The sequence below is a fragment of the Streptomyces melanosporofaciens genome (genome assembly GCF_900105695.1).
Lineage (GTDB): Bacteria > Actinomycetota > Actinomycetes > Streptomycetales > Streptomycetaceae > Streptomyces > Streptomyces antimycoticus.
Genome location: NZ_FNST01000002.1, coordinates 5218284 through 5243901, shown reverse-complemented (window position 1 = coordinate 5243901; position 25618 = coordinate 5218284). Strand labels below are relative to the sequence as shown.

Here is a 25618-nt window from a genome sequence, read left to right as displayed (position 1 = left end):
CCACACCCCAAAAAGGGGGGCTCAATACGGTTCATTGCTTCAGAACCAACACAGTGGACGCGAGCACCTGAGGACAAGCCCTCGGCCTATTAGTACCAGTCAACTCCACCGGTTACCCGGCTTCCATATCTGGCCTATCAACCCAGTCGTCTACTGGGAGCCTTAACCCATCAAGTGGGTGGGAGTCCTCATCTCGAAGCAGGCTTCCCGCTTAGATGCTTTCAGCGGTTATCCCTCCCGAACGTAGCCAACCAGCCATGCCCTTGGCAGAACAACTGGCACACCAGAGGTTCGTCCGTCCCGGTCCTCTCGTACTAGGGACAGCCCTTCTCAAGACTCCTACGCGCACAGCGGATAGGGACCGAACTGTCTCACGACGTTCTAAACCCAGCTCGCGTACCGCTTTAATGGGCGAACAGCCCAACCCTTGGGACCGACTCCAGCCCCAGGATGCGACGAGCCGACATCGAGGTGCCAAACCATCCCGTCGATATGGACTCTTGGGGAAGATCAGCCTGTTATCCCCGGGGTACCTTTTATCCGTTGAGCGACGGCGCTTCCACAAGCCACCGCCGGATCACTAGTCCCGACTTTCGTCCCTGCTCGACCCGTCGGTCTCACAGTCAAGCTCCCTTGTGCACTTACACTCAACACCTGATTGCCAACCAGGCTGAGGGAACCTTTGGGCGCCTCCGTTACCCTTTAGGAGGCAACCGCCCCAGTTAAACTACCCACCAGACACTGTCCCTGATCCGGATCACGGACCCAGGTTAGACATCCAGCACGACCAGAGTGGTATTTCAACAATGACTCCACACTGACTGGCGTCAATGCTTCACAGTCTCCCACCTATCCTACACAAGCCGAACCGAACACCAATATCAAGCTATAGTAAAGGTCCCGGGGTCTTTCCGTCCTGCTGCGCGAAACGAGCATCTTTACTCGTAGTGCAATTTCACCGGGCCTATGGTTGAGACAGTCGAGAAGTCGTTACGCCATTCGTGCAGGTCGGAACTTACCCGACAAGGAATTTCGCTACCTTAGGATGGTTATAGTTACCACCGCCGTTTACTGGCGCTTAAGTTCTCAGCTTCGCCACACCGAAATGTGACTAACCGGTCCCCTTAACGTTCCAGCACCGGGCAGGCGTCAGTCCGTATACATCGCCTTACGGCTTCGCACGGACCTGTGTTTTTAGTAAACAGTCGCTTCTCGCTGGTCTCTGCGGCCACCACCAGCTCACCAAGAAAATCGGATCACCAGCAATGGCCCCCCTTCTCCCGAAGTTACGGGGGCATTTTGCCGAGTTCCTTAACCATAGTTCACCCGAACGCCTCGGTATTCTCTACCTGACCACCTGAGTCGGTTTAGGGTACGGGCCGCCATGAAACTCGCTAGAGGCTTTTCTCGACAGCATAGGATCATCCACTTCACCACAATCGGCTCGGCATCAGGTCTCACCCCTCATGAGGAACGGATTTACCTACTCCTCGGGCTACACCCTTACCCCGGGACAACCACCGCCCGGGCTGGACTACCTTCCTGCGTCACCCCATCACTCACCTACTACAGGTCTGGTCCGTCGGCTCCACCACTCCCCTTCACCCGAAGGCTCCAGGGCGGCTTCACGGACTTAGCATCGCCTGGTTCGACGTTGGCGCTTCAAAGCGGGTACCGGAATATCAACCGGTTGTCCATCGACTACGCCTGTCGGCCTCGCCTTAGGTCCCGACTTACCCTGGGCAGATCAGCTTGACCCAGGAACCCTTAGTCAATCGGCGCACACGTTTCCCACGTGTGTATCGCTACTCATGCCTGCATTCTCACTCGTGAACCATCCACAACTCGCTTACACGGCTGCTTCACCCGGCACACGACGCTCCCCTACCCATCACAGCGATCGTTGGACCACATGCTGCAATGACACGACTTCGGCGGTACGCTTGAGCCCCGCTACATTGTCGGCGCGGAATCACTTGACCAGTGAGCTATTACGCACTCTTTCAAGGATGGCTGCTTCTAAGCCAACCTCCTGGTTGTCTCTGCGACTCCACATCCTTTCCCACTTAGCGTACGCTTAGGGGCCTTAGTCGATGCTCTGGGCTGTTTCCCTCTCGACCATGGAGCTTATCCCCCACAGTCTCACTGCCGCGCTCTCACTTACCGGCATTCGGAGTTTGGCTAAGGTCAGTAACCCGGTAGGGCCCATCGCCTATCCAGTGCTCTACCTCCGGCAAGAAACACACGACGCTGCACCTAAATGCATTTCGGGGAGAACCAGCTATCACGGAGTTTGATTGGCCTTTCACTCCTAACCACAGGTCATCCCCCAGGTTTTCAACCCTGGTGGGTTCGGTCCTCCACGAAGTCTTACCTCCGCTTCAACCTGCCCATGGCTAGATCACTCCGCTTCGGGTCTTGAGCGCGCTACTAAACCGCCCTATTCGGACTCGCTTTCGCTACGGCTTCCCCACACGGGTTAACCTCGCAACACACCGCAAACTCGCAGGCTCATTCTTCAAAAGGCACGCAGTCACGACCGTGCTCCGAAGAACACGGCGACGCTCCCACGGCTTGTAGGCACACGGTTTCAGGTACTATTTCACTCCGCTCCCGCGGTACTTTTCACCATTCCCTCACGGTACTATCCGCTATCGGTCACCAGGGAATATTTAGGCTTAGCGGGTGGTCCCGCCAGATTCACACGGGATTTCTCGGGCCCCGTGCTACTTGGGAAATGAACAAGCAAGCCACAACGATTTCAGCTACGGGGGTCTTACCCTCTACGCCGGACCTTTCGCATGTCCTTCGCCTATCGCAATGGTTTCTGACTCACCCAGCCGCCGGCAGACGACTGAAGTCCACTCCCACAACCCCGTATGCGCAACCCCTGCCGGGTATCACACACATACGGTTTAGCCTCATCCAGTTTCGCTCGCCACTACTCCCGGAATCACGGTTGTTTTCTCTTCCTGCGGGTACTGAGATGTTTCACTTCCCCGCGTTCCCTCCACATACCCTATGTGTTCAGGTATGGGTGACAGCCCATGACGACTGCCGGGTTTCCCCATTCGGACACCCCCGGATCAAAGCTCGGTTGACAGCTCCCCGGGGCCTATCGCGGCCTCCCACGTCCTTCATCGGTTCCTGGTGCCAAGGCATCCACCGTGCGCCCTTAAAAACTTGGCCACAGATGCTCGCGTCCACTGTGCAGTTCTCAAACAACGACCCGTACCCCGTCACCCACACCTTGCGATGCAGTACACCGGGACCGGCCGAAGGAACAAGCAAAAATTGCCCGTGCCCTCAGACACCCAACAGCGTGCCCGACACCGTCCCCCTGCTCCGAGCCGCGTTCCACGCCCCGAAGGGCAGTACTAGCAGTCATCACACGAAGGACTGTGCCGAATAGTCAACGTTCCACCCATGAGCAAACCGTGCGAGACATGCGCTCGCAGTCGGCTATGCGCTCCTTAGAAAGGAGGTGATCCAGCCGCACCTTCCGGTACGGCTACCTTGTTACGACTTCGTCCCAATCGCCAGTCCCACCTTCGACGGCTCCCCCCACAAGGGTTGGGCCACCGGCTTCGGGTGTTACCGACTTTCGTGACGTGACGGGCGGTGTGTACAAGGCCCGGGAACGTATTCACCGCAGCAATGCTGATCTGCGATTACTAGCGACTCCGACTTCATGGGGTCGAGTTGCAGACCCCAATCCGAACTGAGACCGGCTTTTTGAGATTCGCTCCACCTCACGGCTTCGCAGCTCATTGTACCGGCCATTGTAGCACGTGTGCAGCCCAAGACATAAGGGGCATGATGACTTGACGTCGTCCCCACCTTCCTCCGAGTTGACCCCGGCAGTCTCCTGTGAGTCCCCATCACCCCGAAAGGCATGCTGGCAACACAGAACAAGGGTTGCGCTCGTTGCGGGACTTAACCCAACATCTCACGACACGAGCTGACGACAGCCATGCACCACCTGTACACCGACCACAAGGGGGCCCCTGTCTCCAGAGGTTTCCGGTGTATGTCAAGCCTTGGTAAGGTTCTTCGCGTTGCGTCGAATTAAGCCACATGCTCCGCCGCTTGTGCGGGCCCCCGTCAATTCCTTTGAGTTTTAGCCTTGCGGCCGTACTCCCCAGGCGGGGAACTTAATGCGTTAGCTGCGGCGCGGACGACGTGGAATGTCGCCCACACCTAGTTCCCAACGTTTACGGCGTGGACTACCAGGGTATCTAATCCTGTTCGCTCCCCACGCTTTCGCTCCTCAGCGTCAGTATCGGCCCAGAGATCCGCCTTCGCCACCGGTGTTCCTCCTGATATCTGCGCATTTCACCGCTACACCAGGAATTCCGATCTCCCCTACCGAACTCTAGCCTGCCCGTATCGAATGCAGACCCGGAGTTAAGCCCCGGGCTTTCACATCCGACGCGACAAGCCGCCTACGAGCTCTTTACGCCCAATAATTCCGGACAACGCTTGCGCCCTACGTATTACCGCGGCTGCTGGCACGTAGTTAGCCGGCGCTTCTTCTGCAGGTACCGTCACTCTCGCTTCTTCCCTGCTGAAAGAGGTTTACAACCCGAAGGCCGTCATCCCTCACGCGGCGTCGCTGCATCAGGCTTTCGCCCATTGTGCAATATTCCCCACTGCTGCCTCCCGTAGGAGTCTGGGCCGTGTCTCAGTCCCAGTGTGGCCGGTCGCCCTCTCAGGCCGGCTACCCGTCGTCGCCTTGGTAGGCCATCACCCCACCAACAAGCTGATAGGCCGCGGGCTCATCCTGCACCGCCGGAGCTTTCCACACACATCCCATGCGGGAGCGTGTCATATCCGGTATTAGACCCCGTTTCCAGGGCTTGTCCCAGAGTGCAGGGCAGATTGCCCACGTGTTACTCACCCGTTCGCCACTAATCCCCGGCCGAAACCGGTTCATCGTTCGACTTGCATGTGTTAAGCACGCCGCCAGCGTTCGTCCTGAGCCAGGATCAAACTCTCCGTGAATGCTTCCGGGATATCCCGGTCACACAGTCACGAGAGCGGAGCAGACCGGAGGAATAATCCAGTCCGCTCACAGCGTCCTCGCTGTGTATTTTTCCAAAGGAACCTCGTCCGAGATGGACGGGGTATCAACATATCTGGCGTTGACTTTTAGCACGCTGTTGAGTTCTCAAGGAACGGACGCTTCCTTCGAAACCGTTTCACCGGTCTCTCCGGGCGCTTCCCTTCGGTGTTTCCAACCTTACCAGATCCATTTTCCGTTCCGTTTCCGGTCCGAATTCCGTTTCCGGTGGCCGTTGGAGGGCCTTCCCTTTCGGTGTCCTCGACTTTATCAGAATCTCTCTGAGTCGATTTCCACCCCCGCCGGTGGGCTCCTCCGGAGACCGTTGAGTCCTCGGGGTTCCCCTCTGGCGGAGCCGTAAACGTACTGGAGCGGGGCTCCTCGATGCAAATCGAGGAGCCCCGCCGGGTGTTCAGTGCCGGTGTGGTGCTGAGGAGGTGTCAGGCCAAACGTCAGACCTCGACGACCACAGGGAGGATCATCGGGCGCCGTCGGTAGCTGTCGGAGACCCACTTACCGACCGCACGACGCGCCAGCTGCTGGAGCTGATGCGCGTCCACGACCCCGTCGGAGGCGGACTTCACCAGGGCATCCTCGATCTTCGGGATGACCGCGGTAAAGGCCGAGTCCTCGATCCCGGAGCCTCTCGCATGGATATGCGGACCACCCACGACCTTGCCGGTCGAACTGTCGACGACCACGAAGATCGAGATGATGCCTTCCTCGCCGAGGATGCGGCGGTCCTTGAGCGAGGTCTCCGTGACATCGCCGACCGAGAGGCCGTCCACGTACACGTATCCCGCCTGCACCTTGCCGACGATCTTGGCGATGCCGTCGACGAGGTCGACCACAACACCGTCCTCGGCGATGACGCAACGGTTCTTCGGAACCCCGGTCAACGCGCCCAGCTCGGCGTTGGCGCGCAGATGGCGCCATTCGCCGTGCACCGGCATCAGGTTCTTGGGCTTGCAGATGTTGTAGAAGTACAGCAGCTCTCCGGCCGAGGCGTGGCCGGAGACATGGACCTTGGCGTTGCCCTTGTGGACGACCGTGGCGCCCCATCGCGTCAGCCCGTTGATCACCCGGTAGACCGCGTTCTCGTTGCCGGGGATCAGCGACGAGGCCAGGATCACCGTGTCGCCCTGGACGATCCGGATCTGGTGATCGCGGTTGGCCATCCGGGACAGCGCGGCCATCGGCTCGCCCTGGGACCCCGTGCAGACGAGCACCACCTCGTCGTCCGGTAGGTCGTCGAGGGTCTTCACATCCACCACGAGACCGGCCGGCACCCGCAGATAGCCGAGGTCACGTGCGATGCCCATGTTGCGGACCATCGAGCGGCCGACGAAAGCGACCCTGCGTCCGTACTCATGCGCCGCGTCGAGGATTTGCTGGATGCGGTGCACATGGCTGGCGAAGCTGGCGACGATGATGCGCTTCTGCGCGTTGCCGAAGACCTGGCGCAGCACGCCGGAGATATCGCGCTCGGGCGGTACGAACCCGGGGACCTCGGCGTTGGTGGAGTCCACCAGGAGCAGATCGATGCCCTCCTCGCCGAGCTTGGCGAAGGCGGGCAGATCCGTGAGGCGGCCGTCCAGCGGCAGCTGGTCCATCTTGAAGTCGCCGGTGTGCACGGCCATGCCGGCCGGGGTGCGGATGGCGACCGCGAGGGCGTCCGGGATCGAGTGGTTGACCGCGATGAACTCGCACTCGAAGGGGCCGATCCGCTCGCGGTGCCCCTCCTCGACCTCGAGGGTGTACGGGCGGATCCGGTGCTCCTGCAGCTTCGCCTCGATCAGGGCGAGCGTCAGCTTGGAGCCGATCAGCGGGATGTCTGGCTTCTCGCGCAGCAGGAAGGGGACACCGCCGATATGGTCCTCGTGCCCGTGGGTGAGGACGATGCCGTCGATGTCGTCGAGACGGTCCCGGATGGATGTGAAGTCCGGCAGGATCAGGTCGACTCCGGGCTGCTCCTCCTCGGGGAAGAGCACCCCGCAGTCGACGATCAGCAGCCGGCCACCGTACTCGAAGACCGTCATGTTCCGGCCGATCTCACCGAGGCCGCCGAGCGGGGTGACGCGCAGGCCGCCCTCGGGGAGCTTCGGCGGGGGGCCAAGCTCAGGATGCGGATGACTCAAAAGACTCTCCTCACCACGCGCGCCACATGCCCCCTGGGCACATGGCGCGCGTGACATTCGTGCACTTGCTGATGTGTCTGTATGCAGTTGTGAAGTATGAAGGTGCGACCAATCGCCTCTTTGCTTAGAGCTGTACCCCGCCCGCGGCGAGATCGCGCTTCAGCTGTTCCGTTTCCTCGGGGGTCAGCTCGACCAACGGCAGGCGCAGCGGCCCCGCGGGCTGGCCCTGAAGGGCGAGCGCGGCCTTGGTCGTGATCACTCCCTGGGTGCGGAACATGCCGGTGAAGACCGGCAGCAGCTTCTGGTGGATCTCCGTTGCCTTCGCGACGTCGCCCGCGAGATGGGCCTCGAGCATCGCCCGCAGCTCGGGGCTGACCAGGTGGCCGACCACGGAGACGAAGCCGACCGCGCCGACCGACAGCAGCGGCAGGTTCAGCATGTCGTCGCCGGAGTACCAGGCGAGGCGCGAGCGGGCGATGGCCCAGCTCGCGCGTCCGAGGTCGCCCTTGGCGTCCTTGTTGGCGACGATGCGCGGGTGCTCGGCGAGCCGGACGATGGTCTCGGTGCCGATCGGGACACCGCTGCGGCCCGGGATGTCGTAGAGCATGACCGGCAGGCCGGTGGCGTCGGCGATGGCGGTGAAGTGCCGCAGGAGACCCTCCTGCGGAGGCTTGCTGTAGTACGGCGTGACCGCCAGCAGCCCGTGGGCACCGGCTTGCTCGGCCGCGCGGGCGAGCTCGACGCTGTGCCGGGTGTCATTGGTACCGGCTCCGGCCACGACGTGGGCGCGGTCTCCGACCGCCTCTACCACGGCGCGTACGAGCTGGGCTTTCTCCGCATCGCTGGTGGTGGGGGACTCGCCGGTGGTGCCGTTGAGGATCAGGCCCTCATTGCCGGCGTCCACCAGATGAACGGCGAGTCGCTGGGCGCCGTCGAGATCGAGCGCGCCGTCAGCGGTGAATGGCGTGACCATGGCGGTCAGCACCCGCCCGAAAGGGGTCTGCGATGTGGATGTCGGTGCCATGGGGCCCACGCTACTCGTAGCGCGCCCTACGGCGCTCGCTCGGGGCGGCGGACGGAGCGAAGAGATGGGACCCGGCACTGCCTGCTCGGGGGTTCAAGCAGTGCCGGGCCCGTTTGTTCAGCCTAGATGAACTTCTCGAAACGCCGCAATACGGACACTTCGCCCGGTGATCCGTCCGGGGAGCGGGCCAGCCCCGGGCTACGGGGCCACTCGGCCGTTGGCGTTGAAGGCCGCGTGGGTGAGCGGCATCAGCCGCGACCAGGCCGCCTCCATCTTCTCCCCCACCATCTCGATCTCCCGCTGCGGGAACGAGGGCACCGCGGCCTGCTCATGCTGGGTGCGCAGGCCGAGGAAGTGCATCAGCGAGCGGGCGTTGCACGTCGCGTACATCGAGGAGAACAGGCCGACCGGGAGCACTGAACGGGCCACCTCGCGGGCCACTCCGGCGGCCAGCATCTCCTGGTACGCCTCGTACGCATGGCGGTACGCGTCCTCCATCACCCGGCCGGTCAGCTCGTGCTGCGCCGCGGTGCCCTCGACGAACTCGTACTTCCCCGGACGGCCCTGCTGGACCAGCTTGCGCGCCTCTCCCGGCACGTAGAACACCGGCTCCAGGCGGCGGTAGCGACCGGACTCCTCGTTGTACGACCAGCCCACGCGGTGCCGCATGAACTCGCGGAAGACGAAGATCGGAGCGCTGATGAAGAAGGTCATCGAGTTGTGCTCGAACGGGCTGCCGTGGCGGTCCCGCATCAGGAAGTTGATCAGCCCCTTGGAGCGCTCCGGGTCCTTGGTGATCTCCTCGAGCGACTGCTCGCCCGCGGTCGACACCCGCGCGGCCCACAGCACATCGGAGTCGGCAGCGCTGTGCTTGACCAGCTCGACGGTCACATCGCTGCGGAAGCCGGCCTTTTCGCTCTCGGCGGGGATCTCGGTCACGTGCGGGGTCCTTCCGTGGTGCATCGCTCGGGGCGGCGCCCAGCTTACGGGCCACCACCGACAGTCCCGCTCCGCCAAACTTTTTGACAGAAAGTGGACGGTGCAGGGCACCCAATCGCTCATTCACACGTCCTACACATTGAAGTACTCACGTTCGAGGTTCCAAGGAGAGCCCGCAGATGTCCCGCCGGCGAGAGCCCGTGCCGTTCGCCTTCGTCGCCGAAGCCGACCGTTTCCGCAGCAATGTCACCCCACCGCCCCGCCCCCGCGCCACACCGTCCCAGATAGCCGGGCGGACCCTGATCGGGCTCACGATCATCGCGGGGTTCATCGGCTCGCTGATGTTCGGGATGCCCGCCCTCGACAGCCAGTCGCACCCCACCCAACAGATCCAGCAGCCCGAGGCGTCCGACGGACGCTGACCGGCGCTGGGATAGCCTCACCCAGCACAGGCTCATCCGGACATGTGTGTGAGTGAGGACCTCCCGTGCCCCTGCCCTTCCTGACCGCCGACCGCGCCCACGATGATGACGCGGCGGCCGGAGCGGACCCGCTCGGCTACGAAGACCGGGACCGCTGGCGCCGTCCTTACCGACCGGGGCCCTGGAGGGTCGGGGGCGCCGCTCTTCTGCTTCTGCTCGCCTCGTACGTCCTCTTCTCCGCCATGATCATCGCGATGGCGGGATCGCTGCCCGCGGCGGGCATCTGCGCGGCCGTCGGGGCGCTGATGATCGTGACAGCCGTAAGGCTGGTGCGCATCGGCGTCGAGGTGAGCACCCAGGGGCTGCGCCGGATCGGCCTTCTCCGCAGCACCACCGTGCGCTGGCAGGACATCGCCGCGATACGCACGGCCCAGCAGCCGGTCCGATGGCTGGGCCTGCCGCGGACCGTCCAGGGCCAGGCGGTGCTGCTCGAAACGGTGCGCGGCGGAGCGCCGGACACCATGTTCACCACCCATGGCGCCGACTTCCTGGGCCATGCGGAGAGCTTCGAGCGGGCCGCCGACGCGATCGAGGGCTGGGCCGCCGCCCACCGCTGAGCCATGCCGCCGCGGGCGGCCCCGGGTCAGCCCCCGGCCGCCCGCACCGGCTTGCCGTCGTGCAGGGCGATGGCGCGCTGCATCGCCTTACGGGCGCGCGCGGTGTCCCGGGCGTCGTGGTACGCCACGGCGAGCCGGAACCAGGACCGCCAGTCGTCCGGCGACTGCTCCGTCTCGGCCCGGCGCTTGGCGAAGACGGCGTCCGCCGAGTCCCGGTCGATCCGCCCGCCGGGCGTGCGTACCAGCTCGTCGACGGGGAGGCCGCCCTCCGCCTCCAGCTCCCGGGCGAGCTGGTCCGCGCTCCGCGCGAACTGCGTGGTCTGCCACAGGAACCAGACGCCGATGAGGGGCATCACCAGCACCGCCAGGCCGAAGACGATCGTGACCGGGGTGCCCTCCCGGATCAGCAGCACCCCGCGGTCGCCGACCAGTACGAAGTAGACGACCAGGACGGCCGCGAGAACGAAATATGTGATCTTTGCGCGCACTGCTGTGCCCTCAGTCCAGATCCAGGAAGTGTTCCAGGCCGAAGGTCAGGCCGGGGGTGGTCACCACGCGGCGGACGCCGAGCAGGATGCCGGGCATGAAGCTGCTGTGATGGGTGGAGTCATGGCGGATGGTGAGCGTCTCGCCCTCGCCGCCCAGCAGGACCTCCTGATGGGCGAGGAGCCCGCGCAGCCGCACCGAGTGCACCGGCACCCCGTCCACGTCCGCACCCCGCGCCCCGTCGAGCGCCGTGGTGGTGGCGTCCGGCTGCGGGCCGCAGCCGGCCTCCCGCCGGGCCTCGGCGATCAGCTGGGCGGTGCGCGCGGCCGTGCCGGAGGGAGCGTCCACCTTGTTGGGGTGGTGCAGCTCGATGACTTCGACCGATTCGAAGAACCGGGCGGCCTGGCGGGCGAACCGCATGGTCAGCACGGCACCGATGGAGAAGTTGGGCGCGATGAGCACACCGGTGGTCGGCGAGGCGTCGAGCCGGCCGCGCAGCTTGGCCAGGCGCTCGTCCGTCCAGCCGGTGGTGCCGACGACGCCGTGGATGCCGTGCCGGAGGCAGAACTCCAGGTTGTCCATCACCGAGGCCGGTTCGGTCAGCTCGACCGCCACCTCGGCGCCCGCCTCGACCAGGGTCTCCAGCCCGTCGCCCCGCCCCAGCGCGGCGACCAGCTCCAGGTCCTCGGCGGCCTCCACGGCTCGTACGGCCTCGGAGCCGATCCGGCCCTTGGCGCCGAGGACGGCCACACGCAGCTTGCTCATCGATCCTGTTTCCTTCGCTCCGGGAGGCTTCCGCACGGGCTAGGCGACGGCCTCGTCCAGACGGGCCGCCTGCTTGTCCTTCAGCGGGCCGATGACGGACAGCGAAGGACGCTGCCCCAGTACATCGCGCGCCACCTCGCGCACCTCGTCCGGGGTGACCGCCGCGATCCGCTCGAGCATGTCGTCCACCGACATCTGCTCGCCCCAGCACAGCTCGCTCTTGCCGATCCGGTTCATCAGCGCGCCGGTGTCCTCCAGGCCCAGCACGGTGGAGCCGGCGAGCTGGCCGACGGCGCGCCGCAGCTCCTCGTCGCTCAGGCCGTTCTCCGCGACCTGGGTGAGCTCGTCGCGGCAGATCTTGAGGACGTCGTGCACCTGGTTCGGACGGCAGCCGGCGTAGACGCCGAAGAGTCCGCAGTCGGCGAAGCTGGAGGTGTAGGAGTAGACGCTGTAGGCGAGCCCGCGCTTCTCCCGGACCTCCTGGAAGAGCCGGGAGCTCATACCGCCGCCGAGGGCGGTGTTGAGCACCCCGAGCGCCCAGCGGCGGTCGTCGGTGCGCGGGATGCCCGGCATGCCGAGGACGACATGGGCCTGCTCGGTCTTGCGGTTCAGCAGCCCGACCTTGCCCGCCGTACGGATCGCACGGATGCCGGAGCGCGGGGCGACCGGGACCGCGTCGGTGCGGGACAGGGCGCCCGCCCCGTCGAACGCCGCGTGCACCTGGCGCACCACGTCGTCGTGGTCCACATTGCCCGCGGCGGCGACGACCAGATGCGTCGGGTCGTAGTGCTTCCGGTAGAAGCGGGCGATCTGGTCGCGGCCCAGGGCGTTGACGGTGTCGACGGTGCCCAGGACCGGGCGGCCGAGCGGGGTGTCGCCGAGCATGGTGTGGGCGAACAGGTCGTGCACACAGTCGCCCGGGTCGTCCTCGGTCATCGCGATCTCTTCGAGGACGACGCCGCGCTCCGCGTCCACGTCCGCCGCGCCGATCACCGAGCCGGTCAGCATGTCGCAGACGACGTCGATGGCCAGCGGCAGATCGGTGTCGAGCACCCGCGCGTAGTAGCAGGTGTACTCCTTGGCGGTGAACGCGTTCATCTCGCCGCCGACCTCGTCGATGGCGGCCGAGATGTCCAGCGCGCTGCGCCGCCGGGTGCCCTTGAAGAGCAGATGCTCCAGATAGTGGGTGGCGCCGCCGAGCGTCGGGGTCTCGTCGCGCGAACCGACGTGCGCCCAGATGCCGAAGGTCGCCGAGCGCACGGACGGGAGGGTCTCGGTGACAACGCGCAAGCCCCCGGGGAGGGTCGTCCTGCGGACCGTGCCGATGCCGTTCTCGCCTTCGAGAAGCGTTTGGGTACGGGCGACGGCCCGCGCCTTTGAAGAGGTGCGGGCCGTCGTCTCGTCGTCGCGGGACGTCACTTGGCGGCTTCGTCCTTCGTCTGGGGCTGCGCTTCGGCGCCGGCCTCCTCCGCATCCGCGTCCGAGCCCTCTTCGCCCTCGAGGACCGGGATGAGGGAGAGCTTGCCGCGCTGGTCGATCTCGGCGATCTCGACCTGGACCTTGGCGCCGACCTTCAGCACGTCCTCGACGTTCTCCACGCGCTTGCCACCGGCCAGCTTGCGGATCTGCGAGATGTGCAGCAGGCCGTCCTTGCCCGGGAGCAGGGAGACGAAGGCACCGAAGGTGGTGGTCTTCACGACCGTGCCCAGGTAGCGCTCGCCGACCTCCGGCATGGTCGGGTTGGCGATGCCGTTGATGGTCGCGCGGGCGGCCTCGGCGGCCGGGCCGTCGGCGGCACCGATGTAGATGGTGCCGTCGTCCTCGATGGTGATGTCGGCGCCGGTGTCCTCCTGGATCTGGTTGATCATCTTGCCCTTGGGGCCGATGACCTCACCGATCTTGTCGACCGGGATCTTGACGGTGATGATCCGCGGCGCGTTGGGGGACATCTCGTCCGGGACGTCGATGGCCTCGTTCATCACATCGAGGATGTGCAGCCGGGCGTCGCGGGCCTGCTTGAGGGCCGCGGCCAGCACGGACGCCGGAATGCCGTCCAGCTTGGTGTCCAGCTGCAGCGCGGTGACGAACTGCTTGGTGCCGGCGACCTTGAAGTCCATGTCGCCGAACGCGTCCTCCGCACCGAGGATGTCGGTGAGGGTGACGTAGTGGGTCTCGCCGTCGATCTCCTGGGAGATCAGACCCATGGCGATGCCCGCGACCGGCGCCTTCAGCGGCACACCGGCGTTCAGCAGCGACATCGTCGAGGCGCAGACCGACCCCATGGAGGTCGAGCCGTTGGAGCTGAGCGCCTCGGAGACCTGGCGGATGGCGTACGGGAACTCCTCGCGCGTGGGCAGCACCGGCAGCAGCGCGCGCTCGGCCAGGGCGCCGTGGCCGATCTCGCGGCGCTTGGGGGAGCCGACGCGGCCGGTCTCACCGGTGGAGTACGGCGGGAAGTTGTAGTTGTGCATGTAGCGCTTGCGCGTCTCGGGCGCGAGCGTGTCCAGCTGCTGCTCCATGCGGAGCATGTTCAGCGTGGTGACGCCCAGGATCTGGGTCTCGCCGCGCTCGAACAGCGCCGAGCCGTGGACCCGCGGAATCGCCTCGACCTCGGCGGCGAGCGTACGGATGTCCGTGACGCCGCGGCCGTCGATGCGCTTCTTCTCCTTGATGACGCGCTCGCGCACCAGGGTCTTGGTCAGCGCGCGGTACGCGGCGGAGATCTCCTTCTCGCGCCCCTCGAACTGCGGCAGCAGCTTCTCGGCGGCCAGACCCTTGACCCGGTCCAGCTCGGTCTCGCGCTCCTGCTTGCCCGCGATGGTCAGCGCCTGGGCCAGCTCGTCGCGGACGGCGGCGGTCAGCGCCTCCAGGATGTCGTCCTGGAAGTCGAGGAAGATCGGGAACTCGGCGGTCGGCTTGGCGGCCTTGGCGGCGAGGTCCGCCTGCGCCTTGCACAGGACCTTGATGAAGGGCTTCGACGCCTCCAGGCCGGCGGCCACGATCTCCTCGGTGGGAGCCTCGGCGCCGTCCTTGACCAGCTGGATGGTCTTGTCGGTGGCCTCGGCCTCGACCATCATGATCGCGACATCGCCGTCTTCCAGCACCCGGCCGGCGACGACCATGTCGAAGACGGCCTCCTCCAGCTCGGAGTGGGTCGGGAAGGCCACCCACTGGCCCTTGATCAGGGCGACGCGGGTACCGCCGATGGGCCCGGAGAAGGGCAGCCCGGCCAGCTGCGTGGAGCAGGAGGCGGCGTTGATCGCGACCACGTCGTAGAGGTGGTCGGGGTTGAGCGCCATGATCGTCTCGACGACCTGGATCTCGTTGCGCAGGCCCTTCTTGAAGGACGGGCGCAGCGGGCGGTCGATCAGACGGCAGGTGAGGATCGCGTCCTCGGAGGGGCGGCCCTCACGGCGGAAGAACGAGCCGGGGATGCGCCCCGCCGCGTACATCCGCTCCTCGACGTCGACCGTGAGCGGGAAGAAGTCGAGCTGGTCCTTGGGGTTCTTGGAAACGGTGGTGGCCGACAGCACCATGGTGTCGTCGTCCAGGTAGGCCACGGCCGAACCGGCGGCCTGACGGGCCAGGCGGCCCGTCTCGAAACGGATGGTGCGGGTGCCGAAGGTGCCGTTGTCGATGACTGCTTCGGCGTAGTGGGTCTCGTTCTCCACCAGGGAAATCTCCTCTTCTGCGTCCCTCGTCCGTGTGACGGGGGACGGTGGTGGAGCAGCGCCCCTGGCCTTGCGGGCCGGCGGCCGGGCCGGTCTTCGATCGAAGCCACCGGAATTGCCAGTTCCGGGAGCCACTACCGAGGACCGGCTCCTGTGGCGCCGGTGCGGCGGGAATGAGGCGCTCCTCCTCGTTCGTTATGGCGTTGTTGGGACCAGACTACAAAGCTTCGGCCGTCATCACGACGGCTGTGCTCTCCGGCCCCTACGGTACGTAGCACGCTGGCTACGCACCGGCGTGAAGGCCGTACGGGTCACCTTTGGCTGAAACCGTACGGCGCCGTGTATGGCAAAGGGAGCGGCCCCCATAGCGGGAACCGCTCCCTCCTTGGCGTCTTACTTGGCGCCCGCCGCACCCCGGCGGATGCCCAGGCGCTCGACCAGCGCACGGAAGCGCGTGATGTCCTTCTTCGCCAGGTACTGCAGCAGCCGGCGGCGCTGGCCGACCAGGAGCAGCAGACCACGGCGGGAGTGGTGGTCGTGCTTGTGGGTCTTGAGGTGCTCGGTCAGGTCGGAGATGCGGCGCGTGAGCAGCGCGACCTGGACCTCGGGGGAGCCGGTGTCGCCCTCCTTGGTGGCGAACTCGGTCATGATCTGCTTCTTCGTAGCGGCGTCGAGCGACACTCGGTACTCCTTGCTTCGTATCAGCCGCCGAGTGCCCCTGGTCGTTGTCTCAGGGGATCTTCCGTGACTCGGGAGGCGGGGTCCGCTGGGCGCTGTCTCCCGAGACTCGGAGCCTCCGGGGACGCGTACGCAAACGGCCAACACACAGAGTACCAGCGTCGGGGGCGGGGGCTGGTGGGGGCGTGCGCGGTGGGGCTGGAAGACGGGCATGGCGGTGAGCGTGCCGGACGCAGAGCGAACACCCGGTTCCCGGCCGCCGCGAGCCGCCAGCCTCCCTCGGCCCCCGGCGCGTACGGCCAAGCGATGCTTCCGCTGCGGACATCGGCCGCCGCCACGCCGTGGTCCCCGTGCTCGTCGGGAGCCGCTCACACACTGCCACCCTCGGCGACGGGGGCGTCAAGGCGATGGTCGTCGGACGCGCACGGCAGCGTCCACATCTCCGCCCCGTCCTCCGCCTGCCGCGCCGACAGGTCGGTGCCGTCCACGGCGTACACCACGCTCCCCGCACCGCCGGCGCGGTCCAGCCGGTCCCGCCCTGCCCGGCATGGGTCCGCCTCTCCTCACCGCTCACCAGGACGAGCGCCCTCAGGCCCTTCCCTCCGAGGTAGACGACGCCGTCCGCGACGGCGGGGGCGAGGGCCGTGGGGGAACCCTGTTCGCGCGGGCCCCATGCGGTCCGGCCCGTGCGGGCGTCGAGGGCGGCCACGCCGCCGCCCGATCCGTGGATCACCAGGCGGCCCCCGGCGACCGCCGCTCGGGCCGGCGCCTTGGCCGATGTGGCCACGGGCGCCGGGATGGTCCACAGCGTGCGGTGCGAGGCGAGGTGAGGTCCACGGCGCGTATCCCACCACTGCGCGTGGCGAGGTTGGCAGCGCCCTCGTCGGCGCCGAGCAGCACCGCCGCGTCGGCGCCCGGTGCCGACCACCGCTTCCTGCCGTCCTCGGTGTCCAGCCCGAGCAGCGCCGCGGTGGCGTCGCCGTCTCCCTGGTAGGGAGCGGGAAGCGGCGCACGCCATATCCCCTCGCGCCGCACGGAGTCGTAGCAGACCACCGCGTGGTCCTCGGTCCCCGTGCCCCCGCTCGCATACTTTCCAGTCAGGACCATGAGCAGCGTGGCCCGCGGCGATATCCCGGCGTGCACGAGGCCGCCCGCGTGCCAGTCCGCGAGGGCGTGTGCGAGGACCGCGCCGAGCGCGCGCACCGTGGGTTCCGGAAGCGGACGGTCGCACGCGGCCAGCGCGGCGGGAAGCGGCAATGCGAGGAAGCAGGCGTAGGCGACCCAGGGGAGATCCGCGCCCGGTCCCGCGACGTCGATCACGGGAGCCGCCCGACCCCCGGTCAGTCGGTGCGAGTTCTCGCCCTCCGAGCGGAACCGCACCCGGTATCCGGGGTCGTCGGCGAGGGTTTCGTGCGGCAGCATCAGCACGGCCGTGCGGCCGGTGCGGTCGTCCCGCGCTATACGGCGGCGCGCGTCATCGGCCCGCCCACCGGCGTCCAGCGTGCCGATGACCCGGTACGGGCCGAGCCGTGTCGGTTCGGCCTGTCGCCGCGGTTCCATGCACTCCTCCGGACAGCCGTGGCTCAGCACAACGGCAGCGCGTAGACGCTTCTCCCGCTGGTGACGACGGCCGGGCCGTCGTCACGGCCACCCTGCGCCGCGCCGCGACGGACCCCTTGCCCGGCCCCTTGCCCGCCGCGGCGCCGAGGTCCCTGAAGCGCCACCGCAAAGCGTCGTCCTCGGCGTCGAAAGCGTCGACTTCCACATCGTTCGCCGTGAGCACCGTGCGCCCGGACGGATCCGCGGCCGTGTCGGGTGTGCGCGCACCCGACAGCGTCTTCGTCGCGAAGGCGTAGGCGCGCTGCCACCGCACCTCTCCCGTGGCCGTCGAGAGCGCGTGGACCGCGTGGCCCCCGTCGGTGGCGTACACGGTGTCGCCGTGCACGACCGGAGCCCCGGAAGTCGGCGGTGTGCCCGGACCCGGTCTCGCCCTTGGCCTTCACGCTCCACGCGGGGCCGCCGCCGTCCGCCAGGCCGTATCCGCGCAGCGCGGTGCCGACAGCGGCGATGAGGGTCTCGCGGCCGTCGGTGGTCACCTGCCGTCCGGCGGTCACGCCCTCGTAGGAACGCCGCCACCGCTGTGTCCCCCGCTCCCTGTCGAAGGCCAGGAACATCTCGCCCCGCACGACGAGCCTGTCCCTCGTCGGGTACCCCTCGTCGAAACCGCCGGGCAGCGGGCTGCGCCAGAGCTCTTCCCGACCGGCGAGGTCATAGGCGATCAGGAGGCCATCGTCGGCCGCGCCGCTCCCCCGGCGGCCCGCCGCGAGCCAGACGGTCCCGCCTTCCGCCGCCAGCAGGGCGGCGTACGGAGTGCGTCCACCCGCCCGGAGGCTCTTCGGCCACCACTGGATGATTCTCCGGTTTCGGCGGACAGCGCGGCGAGCCCGTCGCCCGGCACCAGATCGACTCCTTGCCGACGGGCAGAAGCCGTCCCCTGGGGCGGACGTCGTCCCGCGCCCAGAGTCGCTTGCCCGTACGGAGGTCGATTCCGGTGACGGCCGCGTCGTTCGCGACCACGGCGACCTTGTCCGACCGGATGAGCGGGGGCACGCCGGTGGCCCACCGGCGACGTCATGGCGCCACAGCGGTGTGGGCGGGGCACCGGCGAGCCGACGACGGGAGTGGTTGGCCGCCGCAAGGCGCTCGGCCGTGGTGGGCGGCGGAGGTGCGTCCTCGGCGGTCGCCATCCACGTCGCACCGCCGCCGAGCGCGAGACCGGCAGAGCCGGAGGCCGCCCCGGAGCAGGGCACGCCTGGAGGGCCGTGCGGCTCCAGCCGAGGCCGCCCCCCGGCGACGGCCGCCGCGCCGCCCGCCAGGCGGGTGGGCGGGTGCGGGGCGCCGGGTGTGTCTCCCGGCCCACGGCGATGGGGGCGGGCGTGCCGGGCGCCTCTCCCGGGTCGGCGCGTACTCCTCGGGGGCAAACCTTCCCTGAGCGGCAGGCTCTCCCCGAGGGGCACGTCCTCCTTGGGCGGCACGCTCTCCTTGAGCGGCACACACTCCCCGAGCGGCGCGCTCTCCAGGAGCGGCACGCTCCCCTGAGCGACACACACTCCCCGAGCGGCACGCCCGCCGCCGACTCCGCTTCCGCCGGTTCGACCTCGGCCGCCAACGTCGCCGCCGACTGTTCGGCCAGCGCGACGACCACCGGCGCCGGCGGCCAGCCGGGGCTCAGCAGCGCCGCGGCCCTGCCGAGGCCCCCGTCCACCGCGGTCGCACCGGGCCCACCGACCGGAACCGCCGGTGGCGGGGCCGCGGGCTCGCGTCGAGGAGCGTCGGCGGAGGCCCTGAGAGTGCCCCGGGCGGGCTCTCCGGCAGCGGGGACCTGACATCCCGGGTCAGCCCGTCCACCAGCGCCGCGGCGGTCGGCCGGGCCGCCGGATCCGGAGCGAGACACGGGAGCATGAGGTCCCTCAGCTCCTCCGGCAGCTCGCCCGCCTCCGGCAACTCGCCCCCCTCCGGCAACTCGCCCCCCTCCGGTCCGGCAGCCGCCGTCCCGTCGCCACGTACGCCAGCACCGCGCCCAGCGCGTAGACATCCCCCAGCGGCCGTGGGCGCCCGCCCGCCGCCTGCTCCGGTGGCAGGGCGTCGGTGGACAGCCCCGGAAGGGCCCACGCGACTCCGCCCGTCGGGCCCCACTGCCCGAACCGCGCCGAAGCCTCCCAGCCATGGCCCGTCACTCGCCAACCGAACACGGTCCCCGGCGCGATTCCCGCGTGGGTGAAGCCCGCCTTGTAGATCTCCGTCAGCGTCTCGGCCAGGGCCGCTCCCAGGCGCACGCACCGTCCGGACCGGAAGCGGCCCTCCGCACACCCGCAACGCGCCCGGCAGCGGCAGCATCGGGCGGTATGGAAACGCGCGCCACGGGGGTTCGGACGCGCTGTCGGAGATCAACACGAGGGTGAGCCGGGCAAGCGCCCGAGCGTCAGCGAGCCGTCGGGGGCTCTCCGCCTCCGTCAGGAAGCGGACCCGATACGCCGCGTCGTCGGGCAACTCGGCGGAGGGCGTGCTGATCAGCACCGTACGGACCCCACCGGGGCTGCGAGCGAGGAAGAGGCGGTCGGCCGCCGACGGGTCTTCCTCATCGGGAACCAGTCTGGCGATGCTGTGTTACGGCCCGAGCCGCCGCGGATCGTCCCCGCTCAGCGGTTCCATGTCCCCAACCCCCACGGTACGGCGAGCACTTCCGTCAGCCGCCGGGGCGTGGCTTCGGAAACGATGCCCTCGACATAGCTGTCGGAGGCAGTGAAGGTCTGGTGGCGGTCCGGTAACCGCCTGCTCCGATACCGCGGATGCCACAGGCGCTCCGCAGCATGCGCCCCGCCACCCTACCTACTCCGACCACAGCCGCCCCACGGCAGGTTCACACCGCAGACGTGGTCGCCTCCGGCTCCTGCCCGACCTGTCGGACAGGACTCCCAGCACCAACGATTCCGGCCGTGCGGGCGGTTGGACTCGCGCGAACCTCAGGGCCCGGAAAGGCCCACTCCCCAATGGTCATGGGTACCTGCAATCAGGCCACGAGATGGCACACAGAAGGGATGTAAACAGACACAACCCCTTGCTAGTTTAACGCTTTACGCCAATCACCGGACTCGCTGGTGGTGTTCAACCACGGGGGAAAACATGTCATTCGAGGATGAATGGGCCCAGATCAAGTCCGAGGCCGCACAGCGGCAGGAAACGCACATGCGCCTCAATCAGGTCGACGGCCCAGGTGGTACCGCCCCGAGTCCTGCGGCCCAGAAGGGAGACCTGAGCGTCAAGGCGAAGGACCTGGCCGCGATCGGTGACGCGGCATTCAAGCTCCACCAGCGGCTCGACAAGGACGGCGATCACGCCCAGGCCACCAGTGCCACAGCGGCCAAGGACCTCAAGGACGACTTCGACATCGGCGGAGCACTGAGCGACGTCGTCGAAACCTGGCGCACTCAGGTCAACTCGCTGCTTGCCGCCTGCGCTCACATCTCCAATCACCTGGACTACACCAAGAAGGCACATGCGGGCGATGAACATTACATCGCGGCCTCGTTCAGCTACGAAACCCTCGACGAGAACTTCCGCTAGGAGCACAGAGCCATGAAGTTTGAAGCCCTTCTCCACGGAAATTTTTCGTCCCTCGGCAAAGCGGTGACCGACTGGACCGAAATGATCGACAAGCTCGAGTCGCTCAAGTGGGATGCCGAAGAGGTACTGCAAGGACGCGCGAAGAAGGCCGACTGGGCGGGCGAGAATGCCACCGTGACACGCGAGTTCGTCACCAAAACCGCCAAAGAGTTCGGCGACGCCTACAATCAGGCGGTCACCATACGCAACATCCTTCAGGACACCCGGAACGAACTCATCGGCTACCGGGACGAACTCAAGAGGACGATCAGCGCCGCGCAAAAGGAGAAGAATCTCACGGTGGTGCCCAGCGGAAGCGGCTGGACGATCCAGATGAACATCCACCCCGATCGAGCCGGAAAAGGGGTTGATCTACCCGAGCACGACCAGGCCGACATGGAGGACCTGTCCGGCGACATCGAGCGGATCGTCAAGAACGCCACGGAGTCCGACTCATCGGCGGCGCAGGCACTCCGCATACTCACCACGCAGAGCCCCTACGGATTCTCCGAGACGTACTACCAGGACCGCGACCACGCCGCAAAGGCCATCGCCGACGCCGACAAGATCGTCAAATTGGCGAAGAAGGATCCCAGCGAGCTCACCAACACGCAACTCGCCCAGATCAACACGGCGCTGGACAACTACAAGGACGACCCGCTGTTCGCTGAGCGCTTTGCGACAGGACTGGGTCCCAAAAAGACCCTGGAATTCTGGGCAGGCGTCGCCGATCCTTACCAGGGAAGCTACGATCCCGGTCGCGGCGATATCGCCAAGAAACTCCAGAAAAGTCTGGGCACCACCATCGGCACTGCCACACTGTCCGATAGTAGCGACATGCAGGTATGGGAAAGCAAAATGGTCGAGCTCGGCCCGCAGCGCCTGGAGATCGACCACGCCGGAAATCCGCAGGGTTTCCAGGTCATGAGCAATCTGATGCGGTTCGGCGAGTACGACAAGACGTTCCTCACCAACTACGGGAACGATCTCATCGCGTACGACAAGAAGCACAACTCCAAGGACCTCCCCTACTGGACGAGCAATGCGGACACCGCCGATCTCAACTTCTACGGAAAGAGCGACCGCGGCCGCGACCCGATGAATGGCTTCCTCGAGGCCCTGGGCCACAACCCGGAGGCATCGACCGATTTCTTCGCCGCGCCCCCGGGAGAGAACGACACCGTAGACAGGGACTCCGAGGTCAACGAGAACCTGAAGTACCTCACCAAGGAGCGGGTCTGGCGCTCCGACGCTCCCATGGGTGATCCTGACAAGATCGTGGGCTACGACAAGCTCGGTCACGCTCTCGAATCAGCCACCACCGGCTACGCGTACGACGCGTCGGAGCTCAACGGAAAACACCCGATGGTGCCCGGTTCCGCTGATCGGAGGACCGCGGAGACCGCCGGCGTCATGGAACAGGTCGCCTACATTTACGGCGGCAAGGACGGACCCAAGCTCATCCACGAGCAGGAGGGCATCTCCGACAGTCTCGGCAGGATGGGCGCCGCCTACATCGACGACATCAACAACTCCGTCTCCGGCATCAGCGACAACGCCGGCCACGACCCGAGTGAGTTCCCCGCGAAGTACCAAGGCCGGGCCGAATTCGGCAATCAGGGAGCCATCGACTTCCTCAGCGTTCTGGGTCAGGACGAGAAGTCCCACGGTATCGTCACCGCTGCCGAGCACATCTACTCCCTCAGCGTCCTCGACGACAGTCCCGCCAACAGCGATGCGCACTACCAGCGCGGTAAGGACGCTTTGCTGACGGACGCTGAAGTCCGAGGGATCCTGGACCACTCACGTGTGCAACAGGCCGAGACCACGTACGGTGCGAATTCGGAGGAGGCCAACAAGTCCATCGCCAAGTCCGGAGAATGGGGGAAGTACCTCATCGGGACCGGTGTCGCCGCGGGGGTCGCGATGGTCCCCGTACCCGGCTCCACCGGTGCGGCCATCGCCCTCGCCCCCGTGGCCACCGAGGCCGCTGGTGAGATGCTGAACACGTTCCTCGGCCAAAAGGTCGACGAAGCGGTGGACGGTGCGAACAGCGACCCCATAGAACAGACCCAGGAGGCGAGAAGGAAGTTTTTCGCGGCAGGTGCCGACGACATGGGCAAGGCATACGACCAGTACTTCAAAGACTCTCGATTCGCGGACAAGGCCGATGACGACGACTTGGACCGCGATCTCAAGGATATGTACTACGGGACCGGGCCGAACGAGGACAAATACCGCGGGCGACCTCCCTACAAGAAGGACTGACCACCAGTGCACGCTTCTCTGAAGTCCTCACAAGAACCTCGGCTCAAGCCGCTGGCGCGCGGGACGCTTCTCCTCGCTTCGGTCTCCCTCCTCGTACTCACCAGTGCGTGCTCGAACTCGGACGGCGACCATGAAGAGGCAAACGAGGAGAAGCCGAAGGGGCTGTCGGCCACGAAAGTGTGCGACGCGTCGATCACTGGGCAAGCAGCCCGGGATCTGCGCAGGCTCACCGGCGCGGACACCTTTGAACAGACTGACGAGGTCAAGCTCAAGAGTGTTGCCGAGAAGCTCGCGTCATCGTCGGACACCGTCCGAAGCGCCTGTGAGATCTACCTTCCCGACGCGAGTAGCCCAGCCGTACAGATCGACTTCTCCCGGCGGACCGAGCATCCAACACGTAGCAGCTTCGAGTCGAGCGACGCGGATGAGTGGATCATCTTCCCCATTGGGCGGCACGCCCGCGCGTCGGGCAGCGGGGCGGACATCTACTTCTCTTGCCCGGCCAAGAACAAGGATGTTCCGGACCTGATCCACGGAAATCTGCGCAGTCCGCGGTCCTCACTCTCCGAGAAGGACACCGACTTCGCAAGGATATCGATTCTTAATTCCGTGTCGCGGAACCTCGCCAAAGCCCTGGGCTGCTCGGAAGAGTCGCAACTGCCGGAGAAAGTGCCGGCTTCGTCGGAGCGTTGGACAAAAAATTGAGGGCTTGGATGAAGCTGTCCGCCGTGTGACGAGAAGCGGACGCTCGGGGACACCGACGGACTCAGCGGTGCTGATGCCTGTTCAGGTGTCCCCGCCACTGGTGTTCCCGCGCGCCGCCGGGCGCCCCATCGCACCGACAGACGCGCGGTGGCCACTCAGCCACTGGTCAGGCTCCGTGCCGAGCTGTAGACGTCCAGCACGGCGAGACACAGGGGTACCAGAGAGAGCAGGAAGGCGCTCTCGGCCAGGTCGGACAGACGTCCCCAGAAGGGTGACAGGCCCTTCTTCGGAATGACCAGAGCGACGCCGATGATCAAGCCTGCGCCCACGGTCACGGACACCGCGAGCCAGATCGTACGGATGTCCAGCGGTCCGCGGTCGTTCTCGGTCAGGAGCTTGAGTACCGCGTCGGCCGGCGGGTTCAGCGACAGCCCCAGTACGAGCAGGGCCAGGGCGAGCAGACCCGCGCCGAAGACGGCGGCGACCTGGGCGGTGTACCGGAAGAGGCGGGCACGCAGCAGCATCGCCAGACCGGCCGCGAGCGCGAGAAGCTGCGCCCACACACCCTCGGAGAAGCCCAGGACCGCGGCGGCGCCCACGACGACGGCGGAGCAGCCGCCGACCATGCCCAGCAGCATCTCGTGACCGCGCCGGGTCTGGGCGGCGATGCGGTGGATGTCGAGGGGCTCGGCGTCCGGGCCGGCGTCCAGGTCATCGGCCGACGAGTGGGGCGCGGCGTAGCCGATGGGCAGACGGGCGACGCGAGCCGACAGCCCCGGCAGGAAGGCGATCACTCCGATCGCGACGACGGCGCACACGGCGGCCGTCTCGGTGGCGCCGGCGTCGGTGAGGATCTCGCAGAAGGTGGCGAGGGTCCCGACACTCGCCGCGAAGACGGCGGCGACGAAGGGAGCGTCGCCACTGGGCATGACGATGACCAGGACGGCCGAGCCGACGAGCACGGTGACGCAGCCGAGCAGGAACTGGAGCCGTCCGACGCCCTCCCCCGCGTCCAGGGCCATGATCCCCGACCCGGCGATCATGAGATGGGGAAGGGCGGCCATGCCGAGGGCGATGGCGGAGGCGCGGTCCTCGTACACCCGTGCCCGCACCCCCGCGAGGGCGGTCAACAGCACGCCCACGGCGGCGGCGATGATGCCCGGGAGGCCGTGCATATCGTGCTTGACGGGATCGGCGAACCAGAGCACGAAGCCCATGAGGATCAGGAGCAGCGCCCCTCCGAGCAGCCCCGCGGCCCGCAGGAACCGGTCGTTCCACAGCGTGCGGTCACGCGTGACCGCGGAGGCGATCGCATCGGACACATCGTCATAGACGGCGGGGGCAGCGACTCGGCGAAGGGCCGCAGAGCCAGCAGTTCCCCGTCCAGGATCTGCTGGGCGAGGAGAGAGCGGCTGCTGTCCAGGACGGTGCCGTCGCGTCGCACCAGGTGATACCCGGTGGGAGCGCCGGTCGGCTGCGTCTGCCCGGTCAGGCGCAGGATCTCCGGGTAAACGTCGGCGACAGGGATGTCCTCCGGGAGGGCGACATCGATCCGGCTGTCGGGTGCGACGACGGTCACCCTGCAGAAACCGGTTGTTGCGGACGTACTCACGTGTAGGGCCCCCTGGTTCGGTCTGCGACATCGCCGGTGTCATGCGCGCGGCGGCCACCCTACCGGGG

At 66.7% G+C, this 25618-nt stretch carries 15 protein-coding genes, 2 rRNA genes and 3 pseudogenes; 5 read left to right on the top strand and 15 right to left on the bottom strand.

The features are described from left to right. Positions 1 to 69: 69 nt before the first annotated feature. From BLV72_RS25550 to thyX, 5 genes are all read right to left on the bottom strand, one after another. Positions 70 to 3189 (bottom strand): 23S ribosomal RNA (locus BLV72_RS25550). 288 nt (positions 3190 to 3477) lie between these two features. Next, positions 3478 to 5004: ribosomal RNA gene (locus BLV72_RS25545) — 16S ribosomal RNA — on the bottom strand. The 16S and 23S rRNA genes sit together here, the layout of an rRNA operon. 510 nt (positions 5005 to 5514) lie before the next feature. Continuing rightward, the gene (locus BLV72_RS25535; protein ID WP_093465102.1) at positions 5515 to 7200 is read right to left on the bottom strand and encodes a ribonuclease J; all 1686 of its coding nucleotides are present in this window, start codon (positions 7198 to 7200) and stop codon (positions 5515 to 5517) included. Positions 7201 to 7324: 124 nt separating this feature from the next. Further along, a complete protein-coding gene (gene dapA / locus BLV72_RS25530) occupies positions 7325 to 8224 on the bottom strand; it encodes a 4-hydroxy-tetrahydrodipicolinate synthase (protein WP_093465100.1) in 900 nt (299 codons plus the stop codon). 198 nt (positions 8225 to 8422) lie between these two features. After that, complete coding sequence (gene thyX / locus BLV72_RS25525; RefSeq protein ID WP_425288395.1) at positions 8423 to 9187, bottom strand: FAD-dependent thymidylate synthase; 765 nt, start codon at positions 9185 to 9187, stop codon at positions 8423 to 8425. Between the two features lie 155 nt (positions 9188 to 9342). Between thyX and BLV72_RS25520 the strand changes: the two genes are divergently transcribed. Both BLV72_RS25520 and BLV72_RS25515 read left to right on the top strand, forming a co-directional pair. After that, entirely contained in the window at positions 9343 to 9585 is a 243-nt protein-coding gene (locus tag BLV72_RS25520) for a hypothetical protein (protein WP_069873979.1), read from the top strand. Positions 9586 to 9650: 65 nt separating this feature from the next. Next, a complete protein-coding gene (locus tag BLV72_RS25515) occupies positions 9651 to 10202 on the top strand; it encodes a PH domain-containing protein (protein WP_093465096.1) in 552 nt (183 codons plus the stop codon). A gap of 26 nt (positions 10203 to 10228) precedes the next feature. On the opposite strand, the gene BLV72_RS25510 is transcribed toward BLV72_RS25515, so the two are convergent. From BLV72_RS25510 to BLV72_RS52070, 9 genes and pseudogenes are all read right to left on the bottom strand, one after another. Beyond that, a complete protein-coding gene (locus tag BLV72_RS25510) occupies positions 10229 to 10690 on the bottom strand; it encodes a tetratricopeptide repeat protein (protein ID WP_078644121.1) in 462 nt (153 codons plus the stop codon). A 10-nt stretch (positions 10691 to 10700) separates the two neighbouring features. Beyond that, positions 10701 to 11453, bottom strand: coding sequence for a 4-hydroxy-tetrahydrodipicolinate reductase (gene dapB / locus BLV72_RS25505; protein ID WP_093465094.1), 753 nt, complete (start codon positions 11451 to 11453; stop codon positions 10701 to 10703). Positions 11454 to 11492: 39 nt separating this feature from the next. Then, positions 11493 to 12872, bottom strand: coding sequence for a M16 family metallopeptidase (locus BLV72_RS25500; RefSeq protein WP_093465092.1), 1380 nt, complete (start codon positions 12870 to 12872; stop codon positions 11493 to 11495). After that, positions 12869 to 15124: a polyribonucleotide nucleotidyltransferase gene (locus BLV72_RS25495; RefSeq protein WP_093465090.1), complete on the bottom strand. Its 2256-nt coding sequence runs from the start codon at positions 15122 to 15124 to the stop codon at positions 12869 to 12871. Before BLV72_RS25495 ends, BLV72_RS25500 begins: the two co-directional genes overlap by 4 nt. A gap of 393 nt (positions 15125 to 15517) precedes the next feature. Beyond that, a complete protein-coding gene (gene rpsO, locus BLV72_RS25490; protein WP_020868053.1) occupies positions 15518 to 15805 on the bottom strand; it encodes a 30S ribosomal protein S15 in 288 nt (95 codons plus the stop codon). A 365-nt stretch (positions 15806 to 16170) separates the two neighbouring features. Beyond that, complete coding sequence (locus tag BLV72_RS51105) at positions 16171 to 16302, bottom strand: hypothetical protein (protein ID WP_280143016.1); 132 nt, start codon at positions 16300 to 16302, stop codon at positions 16171 to 16173. Between the two features lie 116 nt (positions 16303 to 16418). After that, positions 16419 to 16589 (bottom strand): annotated as a pseudogene (locus BLV72_RS52075) (hypothetical protein); the annotation flags it as partial. Further along, positions 16532 to 17362 carry a serine/threonine-protein kinase gene (locus tag BLV72_RS48825; protein ID WP_208905720.1) on the bottom strand — a complete coding sequence of 277 codons (831 nt, stop codon included), beginning with the start codon at positions 17360 to 17362 and terminating at the stop codon, positions 16532 to 16534. The pseudogene BLV72_RS52075 and the gene BLV72_RS48825, both read right to left, overlap by 58 nt. Then, positions 17277 to 17753 (bottom strand): annotated as a pseudogene (locus BLV72_RS52070) (outer membrane protein assembly factor BamB family protein); the annotation flags it as partial. The pseudogene BLV72_RS52070 and the gene BLV72_RS48825, both read right to left, overlap by 86 nt. Positions 17754 to 20485: 2732 nt before the next feature. On the opposite strand from BLV72_RS52070, the gene BLV72_RS25460 reads away from it, so the two are divergent. The 3 genes from BLV72_RS25460 to BLV72_RS25450 are packed head-to-tail and all read left to right on the top strand — an operon-like array spanning position 20486 to position 23938. Further along, positions 20486 to 20926, top strand: a complete 441-nt coding sequence (locus BLV72_RS25460; protein WP_093465084.1) for a hypothetical protein — start codon at positions 20486 to 20488, stop codon at positions 20924 to 20926. Between the two features lie 12 nt (positions 20927 to 20938). After that, a complete protein-coding gene (locus BLV72_RS25455; protein WP_093465082.1) occupies positions 20939 to 23233 on the top strand; it encodes a DUF6571 family protein in 2295 nt (764 codons plus the stop codon). A gap of 6 nt (positions 23234 to 23239) precedes the next feature. After that, positions 23240 to 23938, top strand: coding sequence for a hypothetical protein (locus BLV72_RS25450; RefSeq protein ID WP_093465080.1), 699 nt, complete (start codon positions 23240 to 23242; stop codon positions 23936 to 23938). Positions 23939 to 24093: 155 nt separating this feature from the next. Here the strand turns inward: BLV72_RS25450 and eccD are convergent. Next, a pseudogene (eccD, locus tag BLV72_RS25445) lies at positions 24094 to 25550 on the bottom strand (type VII secretion integral membrane protein EccD). Positions 25551 to 25618: the final 68 nt, after the last annotated feature.

Bases quoted from the DNA above. Each gene is read 5' to 3' on its own strand.
- BLV72_RS25455 (WP_093465082.1), top strand. From the start codon at position 20,939: ATGAAGTTTGAAGCCCTTCTCCACGGAAATTTTTCGTCCCTCGGCAAA.
- BLV72_RS25460 (WP_093465084.1), top strand. From the start codon at position 20,486: ATGTCATTCGAGGATGAATGGGCCCAGATCAAGTCCGAGGCCGCACAG.
- BLV72_RS25520 (WP_069873979.1), top strand. From the start codon at position 9,343: ATGTCCCGCCGGCGAGAGCCCGTGCCGTTCGCCTTCGTCGCCGAAGCC.
- BLV72_RS48825 (WP_208905720.1), bottom strand. From the start codon at position 17,362: ATGGAACCGCGGCGACAGGCCGAACCGACACGGCTCGGCCCGTACCGG.
- dapB (WP_093465094.1), bottom strand. From the start codon at position 11,453: ATGAGCAAGCTGCGTGTGGCCGTCCTCGGCGCCAAGGGCCGGATCGGC.
- dapA (WP_093465100.1), bottom strand. From the start codon at position 8,224: ATGGCACCGACATCCACATCGCAGACCCCTTTCGGGCGGGTGCTGACC.
- thyX (WP_425288395.1), bottom strand. From the start codon at position 9,187: ATGCACCACGGAAGGACCCCGCACGTGACCGAGATCCCCGCCGAGAGC.